Source organism: Testudinibacter sp. TW-1 (genome assembly GCF_050613185.1).
In the GTDB taxonomy this organism is placed as follows: domain Bacteria; phylum Pseudomonadota; class Gammaproteobacteria; order Enterobacterales; family Pasteurellaceae; genus Chelonobacter.
On the sequence record NZ_CP192511.1, the window covers coordinates 1668052 to 1684774 of the forward strand.

Genomic DNA, 16723 nt, shown 5'->3' on the forward strand with positions numbered 1-16723 from the left:
ACGGTTGCTACTTTGTCTCATCAGCTATTTTTGCCAATAACAAATTTACAACGCCAACAAAATAATTTTCTGCGGCTCAATGCTGACATACACCGTTTCGCCGATCTGATAGTGTTCGCTGTCTTGATAGCTGGCGCACAGTTCGATATTTGGCGTGATACGGATTAGGGCTTCATTGCCGTTTTGCTGTTGCCGAAGTGCACTGATTTCCCCTTGAAAACGATTGATTGCGGCAAGTGGTTGGTGTCGCAAGGTCAGCCACGGCGCTTTGAACATCAGCAATAACTCTTGTTGCGCTTGCAATTGCAGGCGTTCGCAACTGGCTTGGGTGATGGTGGCGGTGACGGGGTCAGGCAAGCCGTTGACTTCTATTTCAACATTCGTATTTAATCCTTGCGGACGTAAAGCGCGCACATGACCGATTAACTGGTTACGCGCGCTGCTTTGCAGACTGAATTTTGCCGTTGCCGACAGCAGGCTGGTGAGCGGCACGCTTTCGTCTTGCAGAATACGAAATGCACGCAGTTGGGTTTGTTCCAACAATTCATACAGGCGCAACAGGCGCTCGGCATAGGCGGTAAGACGTGTGCCGCCGCCTTCTTTGCCGCCGCTGTTGCGCTGCAATAACGGTTTCGGGCTGATTAAATCCATCGCATTCAGGTTATCCCACGCGGTTTTATAACTCAGTTGGCAGCGTTTCGACGCCTGTGAAATTGAGCCGCATTGCTGAATGGCTTTTAATAATGCAATCCGTCTTGGATCAACAAACAGCTGCTGTTGCAGTTTGACGCTTAAATCCATTTCAATATCAGCCATAATCATCGTTCCGTAAAAATGTGATCGTATTGGTATTTTAAAACAAAACAGACGATAACAATAGGCATTCGGGCTGGACATCATCGAATAACGCTATATAATTTTTGCTATAACGTGGTGTTTGTCGCGATAAACAGAACAGCCGTTATATCAATTATTGCCCGACGATGTTATTTATTCTAAAGAATCGACTTTTGGAGATGTTATGTTGAAGTATCTAAAAAAATCCTTGTTATTGTTAGCGCTTGCCGTATTTTCTTTGCCCAGTTTTGCTCAACAAAAATTGACCGTATTTGCCGCCGCCTCGATGACCAATGTGTTGCAAGAATCGGCGGAAACTTATAAAAAACAGCAGCCGGGCAGTGATATTGTGTTCTCGTTTGCGTCGTCTTCGGTGTTGGCACGCCAAATTGACGAAGGCGCCCCGGCGGATATGTTTATTTCCGCTAACCTGAAATGGGCGGATTTCTTACAGCAAAAAGGCAAGATTATTGCGGATTCGCGTGAAATTATCGCAGGTAATAAATTGGTGATGATCGCGCCGAAAAGTGCGGGGGAACTGAAATTCGATCTGAATAACGATCAATGGCTGAGCTATTTAGGCAAAAACTTTTTATCGGTCGGCGATCCGGAGCACGTTCCGGCGGGGATTTATGCCAAAGCGGCATTAACCAAATTAAATCAATGGGATAAAGTGGAAAAACAACTGGCGCGCGCGGCAAATGTGCGTGCGGCATTAACACTGGTTGAACGTGGCGAAGCGCCATTGGGGATTGTGTATGCCACCGATGCCGCCGCCAGTGACAAAGTACAAGTGGTCGGGGTGTTTCCTGACGGCAGCTACGAAGCTGTGGAATATCCGGCAGCGATTGTCAGCGGACACGACAGCCAAGCGGCGCGTGATTTCATGGCATTTTTACGTTCGGACGCAGGCAAAGTGATTTTGCAAAAATACGGCTTCAGCGTAGAATAATCGCTTAGGCAGTGTAGGGGCGGATTAGATATCCGCCCGAACCGCACTTTGCATTTTTTATTATGGATTAAATGCTTATACCGCACTTCGTAAACGGGCGGATATCTAATCCGCCCCTGCTTTGTTATAGTGCGCATGTTAACCGCACTTTTATTTAAACAATTTATCAAGGAACGCTTTTGATCGACAGCATAATCCAAACCCTCAGCCTGAGCCCGGCGGAAATCAGCGCCATTCGGCTCAGCTTGAAAGTGGCGTTGTTTGCCATGTTAATCAGCTTACCGTTTGCAATTTTTGTTGCTTGGCTGTTTGCCCGCTATGATTTTTACGGTAAAAACCTATTGGACGGCATTATTCATTTGCCGTTGGTGCTGCCGCCGGTGGTGATTGGTTATCTGTTGTTGGTTGGTTTCGGGCGCAACGGTTTCATCGGCAAATATCTGTATCAATGGTTTGATTTCAGCGTGGCGTTTAGTTGGCGCGGTGCGGTGCTGGCTTCGGCGGTGGTGGCGTTTCCGTTGGTGGTGCGTGCCATTCGCTTGGCGTTGGAAAATGTCGACCCGAAATTGGAACAAGCGGCGCGTACCTTGGGCGCGTCGGCGTGGCGGGTGTTTTTCACCATCACTTTGCCATTATCCTTTCCGGGCATTCTCGCCGGTTTAGTGTTGGGTTTTGCCCGGTCATTAGGCGAGTTTGGCGCAACCATTACCTTTGTCTCGAATATTATCGGCGAAACCCAAACCATTCCGCTGGCGATGTACTCTTTTATCGAAACCCCGTCGGCAGAGGGCGCGGCGGCGCGTTTGTGCATTATTGCGATCATTATTGCCTTGCTGTCGTTGGTGTTGTCCGAATGGTTGGCGCGGCGTGCAAAATATCGACTGGGGCAGAACGAGCAAGGATAAAAAATGCTTGAAATTCATGTTAAAAAACAGCTTGGCAGTTTGGCGTTAAGTGCCAACTTGCAAATTCCGTCCAACGGCGTGACCGCACTTTTCGGCTTATCGGGCAGTGGCAAATCGTCGCTGATTAATTTGGTGAGTGGGCTGTCCACGCCCGATCAAGGTTATATTCAGCTTAACGAGCGCACGTTGGTTGATACCACGCGCAACATCAATTTGCCGCCGGAACAACGCCATCTTGGCTATGTGTTCCAAGACGCGCGTCTGTTTCCGCATTACACGGTGAAAGGCAATTTAGCCTACGGCATGAAAAAGGTCAACAAAGCCGTTTATCAAGAAATTATCGAATTATTGGGCATTGAGCCTTTGCTGAAACGCTATCCGCTCACCCTGTCCGGCGGCGAAAAACAACGGGTGGCGATAGGCAGGGCGCTGCTCACTGAGCCGGAATTATTGCTAATGGACGAGCCGTTAGCCGCACTTGATCTGCCGCGCAAACAAGAGTTGTTGGATTATCTCGATCGTTTGGCAAAAGAGATTCAAATTCCGATTCTGTATGTCAGCCACAGTTTAGACGAACTGCTACGCTTGGCGCAGCGGGTTATTTTAATGCGGCAAGGCAAGGTGGCGGCATTTGATGAATTGGAAAACATTTGGCAAAGTGAGCATTTCTTACCGTGGAAAGGGCAGGCGGCGCAACGGCAACAAAGTGCGGTTTTCAGCTTGCCGATTGAAATGCACCACCCGCTGTATCAAATGACGGCGTTAAATTTCGCCGGACAGCCGTTGTGGATTCATGCAGTGGCGCAGAAAAATGTCGGCGATTTGGTGCGGATCTGCATTTACAGCTCCGATGTCTCGATTATTCTCCAACCGGCAAAGGGCAGCAGTATCCGCAATGTGTTGGCGTGCCAAATCACTGAAATAGAAACCCAAGCGCAACAAGTGGAAGTGCGGTTAAACGCCGATGGTTTGCAGTTCGGCGCCTCAATCAGCCGCTGGGCATTGGCGGAATTAAAACTCTCGGTCGGCATGTGGGTGTATGCACAGGTGAAAAGTGTGTCGGTGGTGGCGTAGCCGTTTGACGGAAATAGGCGGGTAGCTAAAAAATGCGCATTCTTCATTGCAAAAAGCAGGGCGGATTAGATATCCGCCCTGCTTAGCTTTAGTAATTATTGTGAGGTTGTAAAGTGCGGTTAGATATTAATCACCGCAAAGAACACCAACACCGAATACAGGGAGGCTAAACCGTAGAAGATCACGCCGCTTGCCGGGATATGCAGTTTGAAATCGTGCATACCGTGGTGTAAGCGGTGCATGCCAGCCCACATCGGGAAGATTGCCACGGCAAGCAAAATCAGTTTGCCGATAATACTTTGCGCAAAGGCGACCATGTTAGCGGAATCGACTAATCCCAGCGGGTAGAGGAATAACAGGATTAATGCCAACACCGGAAAAACAATGGCACTGATGGTTCCGCCTGCGCCGAATAACAGCCATACCACAGGTTCATTGGAACGTTTTGGAGCTTGTTTCATCGTTTTCCTCCTAGATATATACAAGAATTAATGTCAGCATAGAAACCGCAGCGGTGATCACCCACATCAAGCCTTTAATGGCAGATTGCGGCACACGTTCGTTTTTGTAGATCAGGTTTAACGCTTTCGGGGTTAAGCCGAACCACGTCACCGTATTGAATACCACGCCTGCCATCGTAATCACGCTGAGAATAATCACCAACGGATTTTTCAGGAAGGAAACAAAACTGGTTTCAAAGGTGCCGTTACCTAAGCATAAGAAACCGTAAAGCAGAACGATACAGAACCAAATGGTCGGAAGTGCGGTGGATTCGCGCAAAATATACATTTTGTAGAAATCCAATTTTTTCCACCAATCGGCTTTGACTTCACGCACGTATTTATTGCGTTTGCTGGTTGTCGTAGTCATTCTTTTCTCCTTACTTTTGCGGTTTCAGCATGGCAATAACGTAGTCTTTGGCCGACTCGACTTTGCCTTGGTTGACACCTGCCGCCGGATCAACGTGTTTCGGGCAGACTTCCGAGCAGTAGCCGACGAAAGTACAAGTCCACACGCCGTTTTTACCGTTCATGATTTTTAAGCGCTCGGCTTTGCCGTTGTCGCGGTTATCCAGGTTGTAACGATGTCCCAATGTCAAGACCGCAGGACCGACGAACTCAGGATTCAAACCGAATTGCGGACAAGCGGCATAACACAAGCCACAGTTGATACACATTGAAAAAGTGCGGTATTTCTCCAACTGTGCCGGGGTTTGCTTGGTGCGTTCGCCCGGAGGCGCTTTATTGCCGATAATATACGGTTTGATTGATTCCAGACTTTCAATGAAGTGGCTGAGATCAACCACCAAATCGCGTTCAATCGGGAAGTTCGCCAAGGCTTCAACCCGCATATGACCGCTGTAGTCACGCAAGAAGGTTTTACACGCCAAACTCGGTTTGTTGTTCACCATCATGCCGCACGAACCGCAGATCGCCATCCGGCAAGACCAACGGTAAGACAGTTCGGGATCAAGCTGATCTTTGATATAACCCAGCGCATCCAATAACGAGGTTTGCTCGTCATACGGCACTTGGTAGGCTTTCAAATAAGGTTCTTTATCCACTTCCGGGTTATAACGAAGCACTTCAACGGTCATTGTTTTCATTGCTAAATTTCCCATTTCGCTTACTCCTTATTCGCCTTTGCTGCTTCTGCGGCTTCCGCTTCCGCACCGTACACCCGTTTCGCCGGTTGAGATTTGGTGATTTTCACATCACTGTATTCAATGCGTGGTGCACCGTCGGCATTGTAATAAGCCAGCGTATGTTTCAAATAGTTGGTGTCGTCACGTTCCACATAGTCTAAGCGTTGGTGCGCACCGCGTGATTCTTTCCGTGCAATCGCAGAAGAAGAAATAGATTGTGCCACGTCTAAAATCGTTCCTAATTCAATGGTGTAGAGAATATCGGTGTTGAACACGCTGGAACGGTCGGAAACACGCACTTTTTTGAAGCGCTCTTTCAGTTCGGCAATTTTATCCACGGTTTTCTGCATGGATTCTTCGGTACGGTAGATACCGCAACCTTCTTCCATTGAATCGCCCATTTCATCACGGATTTGCGACCAGTTTTCGTTGCCCTCTTGATCCAACAGCGCTTGTAAACGACCAACCACATCTTTCGCTTGTGCATCAACCGCGGCGCTATTCACGTTTTGGCTTTCGACCGCTCTTTGTGCCGCATATTCGCCGGCAACTTTACCGATCACCACCAATTCCGCCAACGAGTTAGAACCCAAACGGTTCGCACCGTGCAAGCCGGAAGAGGCGCACTCGCCCACGGCGAACAAACCTTTGATACGGGTTTCGGCTTGTTGGTTCACTTCGATCCCGCCCATGGTGTAGTGCACCACCGGACGTACCGGAATCGGGGCTTTCGCCGGATCCACGCCTTCATAGGCTTTCGCCAATTCGCAGATAAACGGCAGGCGTTCATGCAGGTATTTCTCACCCAAATGACGCAGATCTAAATGCACCACGTCCACGCCTTTGGCGGTTTTCAGGGTGCGCCCCAAACGCCACTCTTGCCAGAAGGCTTGCGAAACTTTATCGCGCGGCCCCAGTTCCATATATTTGTTTTCCGGTTTCCCGATCGGGGTTTCCGGTCCGAGACCGTAGTCTTGCAGGTACCGATAGCCGTCTTTATTGACCAAAATACCGCCTTCGCCGCGACAACCTTCGGTCATTAAAATCCCGGTATTCGGCAAGCCGGTCGGGTGATATTGTACGAACTCCATATCACGTAACGGCACGCCATGACGATATGCCATCGACAAACCGTCGCCGGTTACGATACCGCCGTTAGTGTTGAAACGGAAGGCTCGGCAACCGCCGCCGGTGGCGATCACCACCGCATTGGCATTAATTTGCACCAAAGTGCCTTCCATCATATTCATTGCGACCACGCCGCGGGCATGACCGTCATCGGTCAAAATATCCAATACGAAGTGTTCGTCGTAACGGATAATTTGCGGGAATTGGATAGAGGTTTGGAATAAGGTGTGCAACAAGTGGAAACCGGTTTTGTCGGCGGCGAACCATGTCCGTTCGATTTTCATGCCGCCGAAGCGGCGTACATTGACTTCGCCATCTTCACGGCGGCTCCAAGGGCAGCCCCAACGTTCCAGTTGGGTCATCTCAATCGGCGAATGTTCGACAAAATGTTCGACCACATCTTGTTCGCACAGCCAGTCACCGCCGGCAACCGTATCGTGGAAATGCTTGTCATAACTATCTTCAGATTTGATGACCGCAGCAGCGCCACCTTCGGCGGCTACAGTATGACTACGCATCGGATATACTTTTGATATTAATGCAATTTTCAGGTTAGGATTGGCTTCCGCCGCTGCGATTGCAGCCCGTAAACCACCGCCGCCTGCGCCCACAATTGCAATATCGACATTAACAGTTTGCACGATATTCCTCCAGTTCAGGTATGAGTAAAAGTAAATGATATAACGTCAAAAAGTAAAATGAATAAGGGTTTGCATTTTTGATCAAGGTCATTCTGCCATTTTTTTAATGACAACTTAATTGTTTTTTCCCAAATACGCCGAAAAAGAAAACGTTTCGTGATCTACCTCAAAAAAGTTAGTCGATTGAATAACTTACTTTTATGGTCAGGTATTCAGTCTCGCTGAAATGAAGATTCGATTGTCGCATGGCTGGATAATCGATAAAATGTGCACCTAATGTTTACGGGCAAGTAGATTATTGGCAAAGTCATTGATGAAGTAGCGTAGGGGCGGATTAGATATCCGCCCGTTTACGAAGTGCGGTATAAGTATTTAATCTGCAATGAAAAAATGCAAAGTGCGGTTCGGGCGGATATCTAATCCGCCCCTACTTTTGCAATTGACTATCTTGCCAATAATCGGACTTTATTTTGGATATCATAGTTATGATTTTACAACAGCAATGGCAGCCGAGCGCGCCGATTAAAAACATTATCGCCAGAGCGCGGATTACGGCGGAATTACGCAGCTTTTTCATTGATCGCGGGCTACTGGAAGTGGAAACGCCGATTTTAAGCGAATACGGCGTCACCGATGTGCATTTGTCGGTGTTTGAAACCCGTTTTACCGCGCCATTTCAAGCGCAGGAAAAACCGCTGTTTTTGGGCACAAGCCCGGAATACCACATGAAACGCTTGTTGGCGGCGGGTAGCGGCCCGATTTTTCAGATCTGCAAAGTGTTCCGCAATGAAGAGGCCGGACGCCATCACAACCCGGAATTTACCATGTTGGAATGGTACCGACCGCACTTTGATATGTACCGTTTGATTAATGAAGTGGATGACTTATTGCAACAGATTTTGGATTGCGAACCGGCGGAATCCTTCAGCTATCAGTTTATTTTTCAGGAATATGTCGGCCTCGATCCGTTGTCAGCGGAAAAAAGCGAGTTGATTAAAAAAGCCAAAGAACACGGTTTGGTCGGCGCGGAGAATGAGAATCGCGATACCTTATTGCAATTTCTATTCAGCCAAGTGGTGGAACCGAAAATCGGACAGGACCGACCGACGGCAGTGTACTATTTCCCGACTTCACAAGCGGCATTGGCACAAATCAGTTCGGAGGATCATCGGGTTGCCGAACGCTTTGAGTTTTATTATAAAGGGTTGGAATTGGCGAACGGTTTTAATGAACTGACCGACGCAAACGAACAGTTGCACCGTTTTGAACGCGACAACAAACAGCGCGCGGCAATGGGGTTGCCGCAACGAGAAATCGATCAACGGTTTATCTCGGCTTTACAGCAAGGAATGCCGCAATGTTCCGGTGTGGCGCTGGGGGTGGATCGGTTAATGATGATTGCGTTGGGGCAACAAGAGATTGCCGAGGTGATCAGTTTTGGCATTGAGTATGCGTAAGTCGGTTTTTGGCTAATCTCTTTTCCCCATTTTTCTGGTGAAAAATGCTACTTCCTCCGCTTGCGGAGGGGGGATCCGAAGGACGGAGGGAGAATTTATCAATCAATGAACAGGTTAATTCAAAAAAGGAAACAACATGTCAGAATTATTTATTGCTGCGATTTTAGGGATCGTTGAAGGCTTGACCGAGTTTTTGCCGGTGTCTTCGACCGGACATTTGATTATCGCCGCACATTTTTTAGGTTTCACCGGCGAAAAAGCGTCGACTTTTGAGGTGATTATTCAGTTAGGTTCGATTCTTGCGGTGGTGGTGGTATTTTGGCGCAAAATGTTCGGCTTAATCGGCATTCATTTCGGCGTCAAACCCGATCACAGCCAACCGCACTTGACCCTATTGCATATTATTTTAGGCATGATTCCGGCGGTGGTGATCGGCTTGGCGTTTCACAGCACGATTAAATCATGGTTCAATGTTGAAAACGTCATCTACTCTTTAGTCATCGGTGGTATTTTATTATTGATTGCGGAAAAATTCCGCCCGCGCGTCACGGCAAATACGGTCGATCAAATCAGCTATAAACAAGCGTTTGCCATCGGCGTGTTCCAATGTCTTGCCTTATCTCCGGGCTTCTCCCGTTCCGGCGCCACGATTTCCGGCGGCTTGTTGATGGGCGTGGGACGTCATGCGGCGGCGGAATACTCCTTTATGCTTGCCGTGCCGATGATGATGGGCGCCACCGTGTTGGATCTGTATAAAAGCTGGCACTTTCTTTCCCTCGACGATTTGCCGATGTTTGCCGTCGGTTTCGTGATGGCGTTTATCGTGGCGATGTTAGCGATTAAATGGCTGCTCAACCTGATTAGACGTATTTCCTTCGTACCGTTCGCAATTTACCGTTTTGTGGTGGCGATAGTGTTGTATTTTGTGTTTCTTTATTAATTAGCCATTTATCATCAACATAGTTAATCAAAAGAGCGGTTCGCTTTCTGATCTGCACCCCAAAAGTTGGACTAAATCTCCAACTCAGTAAGGTGCAGATTTTTATTTAAGACGTTATTTTGATAAAATTAATAATAACCAATCAAATCTTCTCAATTGTATTTTATTGTATAGCTGTCTTGTCTTGTCTTGTCTTGTCTTGTCTTGTCTTGTCTTGTCTTGTCTATTGAAAATGGCGAATTGGTAAATAAATTTACTCCATTTTTTTGTTGCCGCATGTTGGTGTAAGCTTTAAATCCATATTTGACGCGGTATGGTTAATTATCTTTGGCGCTCCAATTAACGAGGAAGTCTCACTGGATACCAAAAAACAAGCATTTAAAGTAATCTATAGTATGCTTATAGTAAATTAATTTCCGTTAATTTTATGTTTTGTTAATGTATTGGGGTGTTTTTGGGGTGAAAATTTCACATTTGACGATTTATTTGCAAATAATGTTTTTAAAATACAAATTCACTAACTCCATTTATTTTGATTTTATTAACTATGCGTTAGTTTTATTTGATTTGAATGTTAGCTGACTTTTTTCTGACAATCACATGCTATGATTTCGCCAGACTAAATTTATCTATAATTAGTTTTGTTTGGCGACAGTAAATTCAGTGTTGTGAGTTTTGTGAATTGTGTCAACGAAAATTTCATCTTGATCTATTGTTTTTTATTTTAAAAGTTATTTTAAAAGTTATTTTAAAGTACGGTTTTTGTTGCCTAAAAATATTTTTAACGATGGATAAGAATGGAATGAAAAGGAATCGCACCGAATGAAATATATACCTTTAATATGGCTAGCTAAAATAAAAATTACATTTCATACATTTAAGAAAAACCAATCCGGAGTCACGGCAATTGAGTATAGTTTGATTGCACTTGCAATAACAGCCTTAGTGGTTGTCGCGCTTTTCTATAATGGCGGTTCGGTAATTAGTGCATATACAGAAAAATTTACCCAGTTGGCAGATTTGGTTCAGAAGGCATTAACTGATAGTTAAGATTGTTTGACAGAATATCAATATTGGATAAGCAATGATTCATGGGTGTTTATCGAGTATTGCATATAACGCAACTTGTTTCATTATCAATAATTGAAATCAGTTGTCAGGCTTCCCGCTCAAGGGGATTTTTTTATTTTTTAGTTCTTAAGGAAAACACAATTTATGTTAACGAATATTAAAAGTGCGGTTTCTCGCTTAAAAAGAAACGAAAAAGGGGTAACGGCGATTGAGTATGGCTTGATTGCGGTTGCGGTTGCGGTTTTAGTGGTTGCGGTATTTTATAGTGATACCGGATTTATCAAAAAATTACAAGGCAAATTTGACACCCTAACGACACAAGTAGAAGGTGCAAAATTGGATACTGATAAGAATGGTGGTACTGGTGGTACTGGTGGTACTGGTACTGACACGAACCCGTAATTATTTTTAACATACTCAGGAATAAATATTTTCGGATATTTATTCCTGTTTGGACAAACGATGACATTTTACTATGTGCAACAAAGTTTGTTATTAATCATAGTGGTATTACTGATGATAGTCAGTTGGACGGATATCAGTCAACGAATTATCAGTAATACCACTGTATTAACTTTACTGATTTTTATTGTGCCATTTAGTTTTTTATTTTACGGCGAAGTATTTTTCAGTAATGCGTTATATAGCTTGGCTGTCGGCTTTGTTATTTTTTATTTCGGAATTATCGGTGGTGGTGATGTCAAACTGATTACGGTATTGATGTTGGCAACACCGACAACCCAAATCGTACCATTTCTTTTTTTAACTTCTTTGGTCGGTTTGCTGTTAGTGATTATCGGCTGGATTTTCTTTCGCCGTTCGATTAAAGAAAATGGTTTGCCGTACGGAGTGGCAATTGCCGCCGGCTTTTTATTAACCCTTTGGGGAATGAATTGATTTTTAAAGATTAGGATTCGGATAATGAATTACCGCATATTGTTTGTCATTTCTTTAATAATTATTGCCGTTGGTTTTGGCGGTTTGTTTTTAATCGGCGATCAGCAACCGGTTGTGCTAGAGCAAAATCAAAGTGCGGTACAACCGGTGGCAGAAGCCAAAAAAGAAAAAACGATTACCGTTGCACTTGCAACAACGGCATTAGAAGCCGGGCGCATTTTGCGTAAAAGTGATTATAGTCTGCGTGAAATAACGGTTAATGCAGATGATGAAGAAATGTTGCAACAACTTAAAACTGATGTTTTATCACTGTTTAAAGCCGATCAGCCGCTATCACTCGAAGGCTTTTTATTAACGGAGAATATTGAAGCCGGCAGCCGTTTAAATACCGATATCTTGATTTCACCAAATGATAGTCGTTTTTTCTTTGAAAGCTTAGACAACGGGCAAGTGGCTTATCGTGTCTATATCGGCAATGGGCATCAATTTTTATTAGAGTCATTGCATGCGGGAAATACAGCGACATTGTATCTGCAACATATCAATTATCAATTTTCGCGTGAAAATAAAGATAACCGCCGCGTTGATGAAGTGGTGAAAAATTTGGAAATTTTAACCGTTGAACGTTTTCAAGCCGAAAGTGCGGTTGAGAAAGAATATGCCGGTTATGTTACGTTAAAAATGGATACCTCCGATTTATTGAAAATTTTCCGTTTACCGCCAGGGGCAAGATTATTGCCGATTCCGCAAGAAAAATCGAATACGCCAATAAATAATCGCGGTATCTTTATTCGTACATTGAGAGGTTGAGATGTCAAGAAATACGTCAACGCTAACGAGAGTTCTAAATCCTATCATTATTTGGTTAGTGCTGTTGTTCTGTATGAATGTTAGTGTCAGTTATGCTGCCAATATTACATTAGCAGTCGGAGAAACCCGCACAATCAAATCTAACGTAAAAATTGATACGATTTTCGGTTCGAACCCGGATATTGCCGATTACGAAATCTTAGATGACTACAGCTATATTATTTATGCTAAAAATGAAGGACGGGCTGAAGTCGGCACTTATAATGAAGCGGGAGAAGTGACGAATAAGGATACGATCACCGTCAATGGATTACTGACGTCAATTAATGATTTAGGTGATACCAATGCGCAAATTCGTGCTCGTTTTCCACAAAGTAAATTATCCGTACAAAAAGTCGGTAAAGCTTATTTAATTGAGGGAGAAGCGGAGTCGGAAGTCGAACGGGAAGAAATTACCCGCATTGTCGGGGAAGCGTTAGGGGCTGGAAAATCGGTGCGTAGTACTAACTTGAATGGTGAAGCCGTACCTTTTTTAGAGAAAGCAGAATATGCCGGTGTGGTTGATCATTCACAGTTTAATGAGACTACGCAGATTAATGTCAAATTGTCAGTGGTGGAGGTGAATAAAGACTTCTCGGAAAGTATCGGCATTAATTGGAGCAACCTCAGCGGCTCGGTGATCGGCGGTTTTACCAGTTTAACCACAAACGCCAACACTGCCAGAGGTGGGTATTATGGCAAAATTGATGCCAACAGTTTTAATGCCTTTATCAATGCGCTGAATAATCAATCCAATGCGCGGATTTTAGCCGAACCGAATGTGTCGATGATCTCAGGCGAAACCGCCAATTTATTGGTGGGAGGGCAAATTCCGTTTGCCAGCCGTGATAAAGACGGCACCACCATTACCTATAAAGATTTTGGGGTACAGCTGGCAGTTGGGGCAAAAATTCAAAAAAATAACCGTATCCGTATGATTTTAGGACAAGAGGTTAGCAGTATTGCCGGTTCGTATAATTATGAAGTGGGCAATGTGCCGTATTTCAACACCCGCCGTTCCAAATCCACGATTGAATTGGCGGATGGCGAAAGTTTTATTTTAGGCGGTTTGCTCAGTTCGGAAGATATTGAGGGATTGTCGAAACTGCCGATTCTGGGCGATATTCCGATTCTAGGCGCCTTTTTCCGCCATGCCACGACCGAGCGACGCAATAAAGAGTTGGTGATTATCGCCACCGTCAACACCGTGCGTCCGTTGAATCGCGAGCAGATCGAATATCCGACTTTTGAACGCACCGGCACGCTAGAACGCTTTTTTAATTTCACGCCGGTGAAAGACGGTTTCCAAAAAACCTTGGCAACGAATTTCTTAGAAAGAGGCGGATTTATTCAATGATCAGTAAAAAACAGAACATATTCCAATGGATTCTGCTAAGTGGCATTTTATGTTTTAGTTTACCGGCAAGTGCGGTTTCCGGTGTGTTTGCCAAGAATAAGGCGGTTGCGCCGTTGCAAAGTGAACATCATGCCGGCGAACGCTTACAGGTGCGGCAGTATGTGCCGTTAAATTATTCCGAGGTGGAATTGCGTAATTTAGTCAACCGCACTTTGCGTGAAGTGGGCAGTCGCAGCGACAAACAAATTTATATTGTGTGGACCGATAAGCAGAGCCAAAAAATGGCGGCTATTTTGAAAAAAGCGCTATTGAAAAAACAGCTTGCCGCCAAACAATTAACGGTGGCGAAAAGCCAATACCGGCATGATATTTATCCGCTGTATATCGAAATTCACAGCTTTGAAGCGCAAACCCAAGCTTGTACGTTGCGTGCGGCGGAACAACGTTTGGATCCTGAGTCACAAGAATTTTGCGCCACCAAAAATAATTCGCGAGCACAATTACGCAATCCGGCAGCCAATCCCTAATCACCAGAATAAACAGGAACAGAGCTTATGTTGTTATCCGGCAACACCACAACGATTTTAAATCCCGGCGCAAAAGAAGTGCAGGTCATTTCCTTGCGCGAAAATGTGCGGCAGGAAATTGCGCAATTGCTACGCACGCAAGGCATGCCGGTGGTGAAAGAGATCGATCAGGATTTTTTCAGTAGTCAGAATTTACAATTCGATGCGGAAAAAATTTCCGGCATTGTAATTGACATTGAACAAATTGATGATGTCGAGTCAACGGTTAACGCCATTTACGGTTTGATTCCGCAAGGGGTATGGTATTGCTTGGTCGGCGATAGCGATTCGATCAGCACCGCACAAACATTTCTAAACCGCGGCGTGTTGTATTTCCATTTCGGTTCGCAAAAAAGACAAATGGTGCGCCAAATTATTTCCGGTTTAAGCGTGCCACGGGTGCGCACCACGATCAATATATCGGTACTGGGCTGCAAGGGCGGTGTTGGTGCGACCTTTCTCAGCGCACAGTTGGCGAATTTGATCGCCGAGAACAAAAAAATTCCGGTGTTGCTGGCGCAGGAAAGTCGCGGTTCGCAGGATTTAGATTTGTTGTTTGACAAGCGAATACAGGCTGATGTGGTCGAATTTAGCGACTTTTTGGATCTGTTCAGCGGCGATTTGCATAAATTAAAAGAGAGCCAGTTAGACAAATACAATTTTATTCTGCATGACCGCCCACTGTTTACCGCGAAAAAAGAGGAATTCACGGCTTATCTGCAAGAGAGTAATAATTTTATTCTGGTGATTGAACGCAAAATGCACGCCATTCGTTTGGCAAAAAGTTTCTTGGAAGAGTGTTCCCGCGCACAACAAGCGGATTCTAAAGCGCGGCGGGTGTTTATCTGCATTAACGATCATCAGGCGGAAACGGCAAAACTGATGGCAACCGCCGATATTGAACGTCTGTTGGGACAACCGGTTGACACGGTGTTTCCTCTATTGAAAAAAACGGCGGGTAAAGTGCTGGCAGTCGATATCGGTAAGGGCGGAAAAAAAGCGCTCACAGAATTGGTGCAAAAATTACTTGGCGCAAACAATAAAGTGCGCCCGAAAAGCAAAAGCCTGTTTGTTTCACTGTTCCGTGCCATCAGCGGAAAATAACGGAGTAAGTGATGTTGAGTTTGGAATTGCAGCGGTTTTTCCGTGCCGAGTTGATGAAAAACATTGATATTGAGAAATTAGACAGTTTCGCCGGCGAGCGCGATAAGTTGATTGATCAATTCCTGCAAGACATTATCCGCATTAGCGCCGAAAGCGAAAAATACCTGAGTGCGCCCGATGCCCGTTTTATGGCGGAAGCGGTGGTCGATGAAATCGAAGGCTATGGTCCGTTGCGCGAATTGATGGAAGACGAAAGCGTCAATGATATTTTGGTTAACGGCCCGGAAAATGTCTGGGTGGAACGTTACGGGATTTTGGAAAAAACCAATAAACGTTTTATTGATAATACCCAACTGACTGAAATCGCCAAACGCATGGTGGCAAAAGTCGGACGGCGGATCGACGACAGCCGTCCGCTGGTGGATTCGCGTTTACCGGACGGCAGCCGTTTGAATGTGGTGATTGAGCCGATTGCATTGGACGGCACGTCGATTTCAATCCGTAAATTCAGTAAATCGAAAAAATCGTTGCAAGAGCTGGTCAATTTCGGCTCGATGACGTTGGAAATGGCGAATTTTCTGATTATTGCCGCGCGTTCGCGGGTGAATATTATTGTGTCCGGTGGTACCGGCTCGGGCAAAACGACCTTACTGAATGCCCTTTCCAGTTATATTTCGCCGACCGAACGGATTTTGACGTTGGAAGATACGGCGGAATTAAAATTGGATCAGCCGCATGTGCTGCGTTTGGAAACGCGGTTAGCCGGGGTGGAACACACCGGTGAGGTCAATATGCAGGATTTGGTGATCAACGCCTTGCGGATGCGGCCGGAGCGAATCATTGTCGGGGAGTGCCGCGGTGCGGAAGCGTTTCAAATGTTGCAGGCGATGAACACCGGGCATGACGGTTCGATGTCGACTTTGCACGCCAACAGTCCGCGTGACGCCACCGCCCGTTTGGAAAGTATGGTGATGATGGCAAGTGCGGCGTTGCCGTTGGAGGCAATCCGACGCAATATCGCTTCGGCGGTAAATTTAATTATTCAGGCTTCGCGCCTGAATGACGGTTCGCGCAAAGTCGTGAATATCACCGAAATTATGGGCATGGAAAGCGGGCAAATTGTGATGCAGGATATTTTCAGTTACGAACCGAGTAAATATCGTGATGAAAACGGCAAAATTACCGGGCGTTTTATTTGCCACGGTTTATTGAGCCGTTCGATTGTGGCGGAGAATGCCAAAGTGTTTAATTTAAGTAACGAGTTACAGAGTATTTTCGGACAGATAGAATAACCGGGCAG

18 protein-coding genes are annotated in these 16723 nt (G+C 45.5%); 13 read left to right on the plus strand and 5 right to left on the minus strand.

The window, feature by feature from the left end; translation table 11 throughout:
• Window positions 1-45: 45 nt before the first annotated feature.
• The gene (locus tag ACQ31U_RS08010) at window positions 46-816 is read right to left on the minus strand and encodes a TOBE domain-containing protein (RefSeq protein ID WP_431050977.1); all 771 of its coding nucleotides are present in this window, start codon (window positions 814-816) and stop codon (window positions 46-48) included.
• A gap of 205 nt (window positions 817-1021) precedes the next feature.
• Between ACQ31U_RS08010 and modA the strand changes: the two genes are divergently transcribed.
• The 3 genes from modA (at window position 1022) to modC (ending at window position 3768) form a co-directional block, all read left to right on the plus strand.
• Window positions 1022-1789, plus strand: a complete 768-nt coding sequence (modA, locus tag ACQ31U_RS08015; RefSeq protein ID WP_431050978.1) for a molybdate ABC transporter substrate-binding protein — start codon at window positions 1022-1024, stop codon at window positions 1787-1789.
• Between the two features lie 179 nt (window positions 1790-1968).
• Window positions 1969-2694, plus strand: coding sequence for a molybdate ABC transporter permease subunit (gene modB / locus ACQ31U_RS08020; RefSeq protein ID WP_431050980.1), 726 nt, complete (start codon window positions 1969-1971; stop codon window positions 2692-2694).
• A gap of 3 nt (window positions 2695-2697) precedes the next feature.
• Window positions 2698-3768 carry a molybdenum ABC transporter ATP-binding protein ModC gene (modC, locus tag ACQ31U_RS08025; RefSeq protein WP_431050982.1) on the plus strand — a complete coding sequence of 357 codons (1071 nt, stop codon included), beginning with the start codon at window positions 2698-2700 and terminating at the stop codon, window positions 3766-3768.
• A gap of 119 nt (window positions 3769-3887) precedes the next feature.
• On the opposite strand, the gene frdD is transcribed toward modC, so the two are convergent.
• The 4 genes from frdD to frdA are packed head-to-tail and all read right to left on the minus strand — an operon-like array spanning window position 3888 to window position 7182.
• Complete coding sequence (gene frdD, locus ACQ31U_RS08030; RefSeq protein WP_431050984.1) at window positions 3888-4229, minus strand: fumarate reductase subunit FrdD; 342 nt, start codon at window positions 4227-4229, stop codon at window positions 3888-3890.
• 10 nt (window positions 4230-4239) lie between these two features.
• Window positions 4240-4638 carry a fumarate reductase subunit FrdC gene (gene frdC, locus ACQ31U_RS08035; protein WP_431050986.1) on the minus strand — a complete coding sequence of 133 codons (399 nt, stop codon included), beginning with the start codon at window positions 4636-4638 and terminating at the stop codon, window positions 4240-4242.
• Between the two features lie 10 nt (window positions 4639-4648).
• Complete coding sequence (locus ACQ31U_RS08040; protein WP_431054311.1) at window positions 4649-5374, minus strand: succinate dehydrogenase/fumarate reductase iron-sulfur subunit; 726 nt, start codon at window positions 5372-5374, stop codon at window positions 4649-4651.
• Window positions 5375-5394: 20 nt separating this feature from the next.
• Entirely contained in the window at window positions 5395-7182 is a 1788-nt protein-coding gene (frdA, locus tag ACQ31U_RS08045) for a fumarate reductase (quinol) flavoprotein subunit (protein WP_431050988.1), read from the minus strand.
• Between the two features lie 485 nt (window positions 7183-7667).
• Between frdA and epmA the strand changes: the two genes are divergently transcribed.
• From epmA to ACQ31U_RS08095, 10 genes are all read left to right on the plus strand, one after another.
• Entirely contained in the window at window positions 7668-8639 is a 972-nt protein-coding gene (epmA, locus tag ACQ31U_RS08050) for an elongation factor P--(R)-beta-lysine ligase (RefSeq protein ID WP_431054312.1), read from the plus strand.
• A gap of 136 nt (window positions 8640-8775) precedes the next feature.
• On the plus strand, window positions 8776-9579 hold the full coding sequence (bacA, locus tag ACQ31U_RS08055; RefSeq protein WP_431050990.1) for an undecaprenyl-diphosphate phosphatase: 804 nt from the start codon (window positions 8776-8778) through the stop codon (window positions 9577-9579).
• An 822-nt stretch (window positions 9580-10401) separates the two neighbouring features.
• Complete coding sequence (locus ACQ31U_RS08060) at window positions 10402-10629, plus strand: Flp family type IVb pilin (protein WP_431050992.1); 228 nt, start codon at window positions 10402-10404, stop codon at window positions 10627-10629.
• 165 nt (window positions 10630-10794) lie between these two features.
• Window positions 10795-11052, plus strand: a complete 258-nt coding sequence (locus ACQ31U_RS08065; protein ID WP_431050994.1) for a Flp family type IVb pilin — start codon at window positions 10795-10797, stop codon at window positions 11050-11052.
• Between the two features lie 60 nt (window positions 11053-11112).
• Entirely contained in the window at window positions 11113-11547 is a 435-nt protein-coding gene (locus ACQ31U_RS08070) for an A24 family peptidase (protein ID WP_431050996.1), read from the plus strand.
• A gap of 24 nt (window positions 11548-11571) precedes the next feature.
• Window positions 11572-12357: a hypothetical protein gene (locus ACQ31U_RS08075; protein WP_431050998.1), complete on the plus strand. Its 786-nt coding sequence runs from the start codon at window positions 11572-11574 to the stop codon at window positions 12355-12357.
• Between the two features lie 73 nt (window positions 12358-12430).
• Window positions 12431-13753, plus strand: a complete 1323-nt coding sequence (locus ACQ31U_RS08080) for a type II and III secretion system protein family protein (RefSeq protein ID WP_431051000.1) — start codon at window positions 12431-12433, stop codon at window positions 13751-13753.
• Window positions 13750-14280, plus strand: coding sequence for a hypothetical protein (locus ACQ31U_RS08085; RefSeq protein WP_431051002.1), 531 nt, complete (start codon window positions 13750-13752; stop codon window positions 14278-14280). Before ACQ31U_RS08080 ends, ACQ31U_RS08085 begins: the two co-directional genes overlap by 4 nt.
• Before the next feature lie 27 nt (window positions 14281-14307).
• Window positions 14308-15423, plus strand: coding sequence for a pilus assembly protein (locus ACQ31U_RS08090; RefSeq protein WP_431051004.1), 1116 nt, complete (start codon window positions 14308-14310; stop codon window positions 15421-15423).
• Window positions 15424-15434: 11 nt separating this feature from the next.
• Window positions 15435-16715 (plus strand): CpaF family protein, encoded by a 1281-nt coding sequence (locus tag ACQ31U_RS08095; RefSeq protein ID WP_431051006.1) that lies wholly within the window; start codon window positions 15435-15437, stop codon window positions 16713-16715.
• Window positions 16716-16723 lie beyond the last annotated feature (8 nt).

What these genes read in the sequence shown, in the direction of transcription:
- ACQ31U_RS08010 (WP_431050977.1), bottom strand. Translation starts at nt 816, where the DNA reads ATGGCTGATATTGAAATGGATTTAAGCGTCAAACTGCAACAGCAGCTG.
- modA (WP_431050978.1), top strand. Translation starts at nt 1,022, where the DNA reads ATGTTGAAGTATCTAAAAAAATCCTTGTTATTGTTAGCGCTTGCCGTA.
- modC (WP_431050982.1), top strand. Translation starts at nt 2,698, where the DNA reads ATGCTTGAAATTCATGTTAAAAAACAGCTTGGCAGTTTGGCGTTAAGT.
- frdD (WP_431050984.1), bottom strand. Translation starts at nt 4,229, where the DNA reads ATGAAACAAGCTCCAAAACGTTCCAATGAACCTGTGGTATGGCTGTTA.
- frdC (WP_431050986.1), bottom strand. Translation starts at nt 4,638, where the DNA reads ATGACTACGACAACCAGCAAACGCAATAAATACGTGCGTGAAGTCAAA.
- ACQ31U_RS08040 (WP_431054311.1), bottom strand. Translation starts at nt 5,374, where the DNA reads ATGAAAACAATGACCGTTGAAGTGCTTCGTTATAACCCGGAAGTGGAT.
- epmA (WP_431054312.1), top strand. Translation starts at nt 7,668, where the DNA reads ATGATTTTACAACAGCAATGGCAGCCGAGCGCGCCGATTAAAAACATT.
- bacA (WP_431050990.1), top strand. Translation starts at nt 8,776, where the DNA reads ATGTCAGAATTATTTATTGCTGCGATTTTAGGGATCGTTGAAGGCTTG.
- ACQ31U_RS08060 (WP_431050992.1), top strand. Translation starts at nt 10,402, where the DNA reads ATGAAATATATACCTTTAATATGGCTAGCTAAAATAAAAATTACATTT.
- ACQ31U_RS08065 (WP_431050994.1), top strand. Translation starts at nt 10,795, where the DNA reads ATGTTAACGAATATTAAAAGTGCGGTTTCTCGCTTAAAAAGAAACGAA.
- ACQ31U_RS08070 (WP_431050996.1), top strand. Translation starts at nt 11,113, where the DNA reads ATGACATTTTACTATGTGCAACAAAGTTTGTTATTAATCATAGTGGTA.
- ACQ31U_RS08075 (WP_431050998.1), top strand. Translation starts at nt 11,572, where the DNA reads ATGAATTACCGCATATTGTTTGTCATTTCTTTAATAATTATTGCCGTT.
- ACQ31U_RS08080 (WP_431051000.1), top strand. Translation starts at nt 12,431, where the DNA reads ATGAATGTTAGTGTCAGTTATGCTGCCAATATTACATTAGCAGTCGGA.
- ACQ31U_RS08085 (WP_431051002.1), top strand. Translation starts at nt 13,750, where the DNA reads ATGATCAGTAAAAAACAGAACATATTCCAATGGATTCTGCTAAGTGGC.
- ACQ31U_RS08090 (WP_431051004.1), top strand. Translation starts at nt 14,308, where the DNA reads ATGTTGTTATCCGGCAACACCACAACGATTTTAAATCCCGGCGCAAAA.
- ACQ31U_RS08095 (WP_431051006.1), top strand. Translation starts at nt 15,435, where the DNA reads ATGTTGAGTTTGGAATTGCAGCGGTTTTTCCGTGCCGAGTTGATGAAA.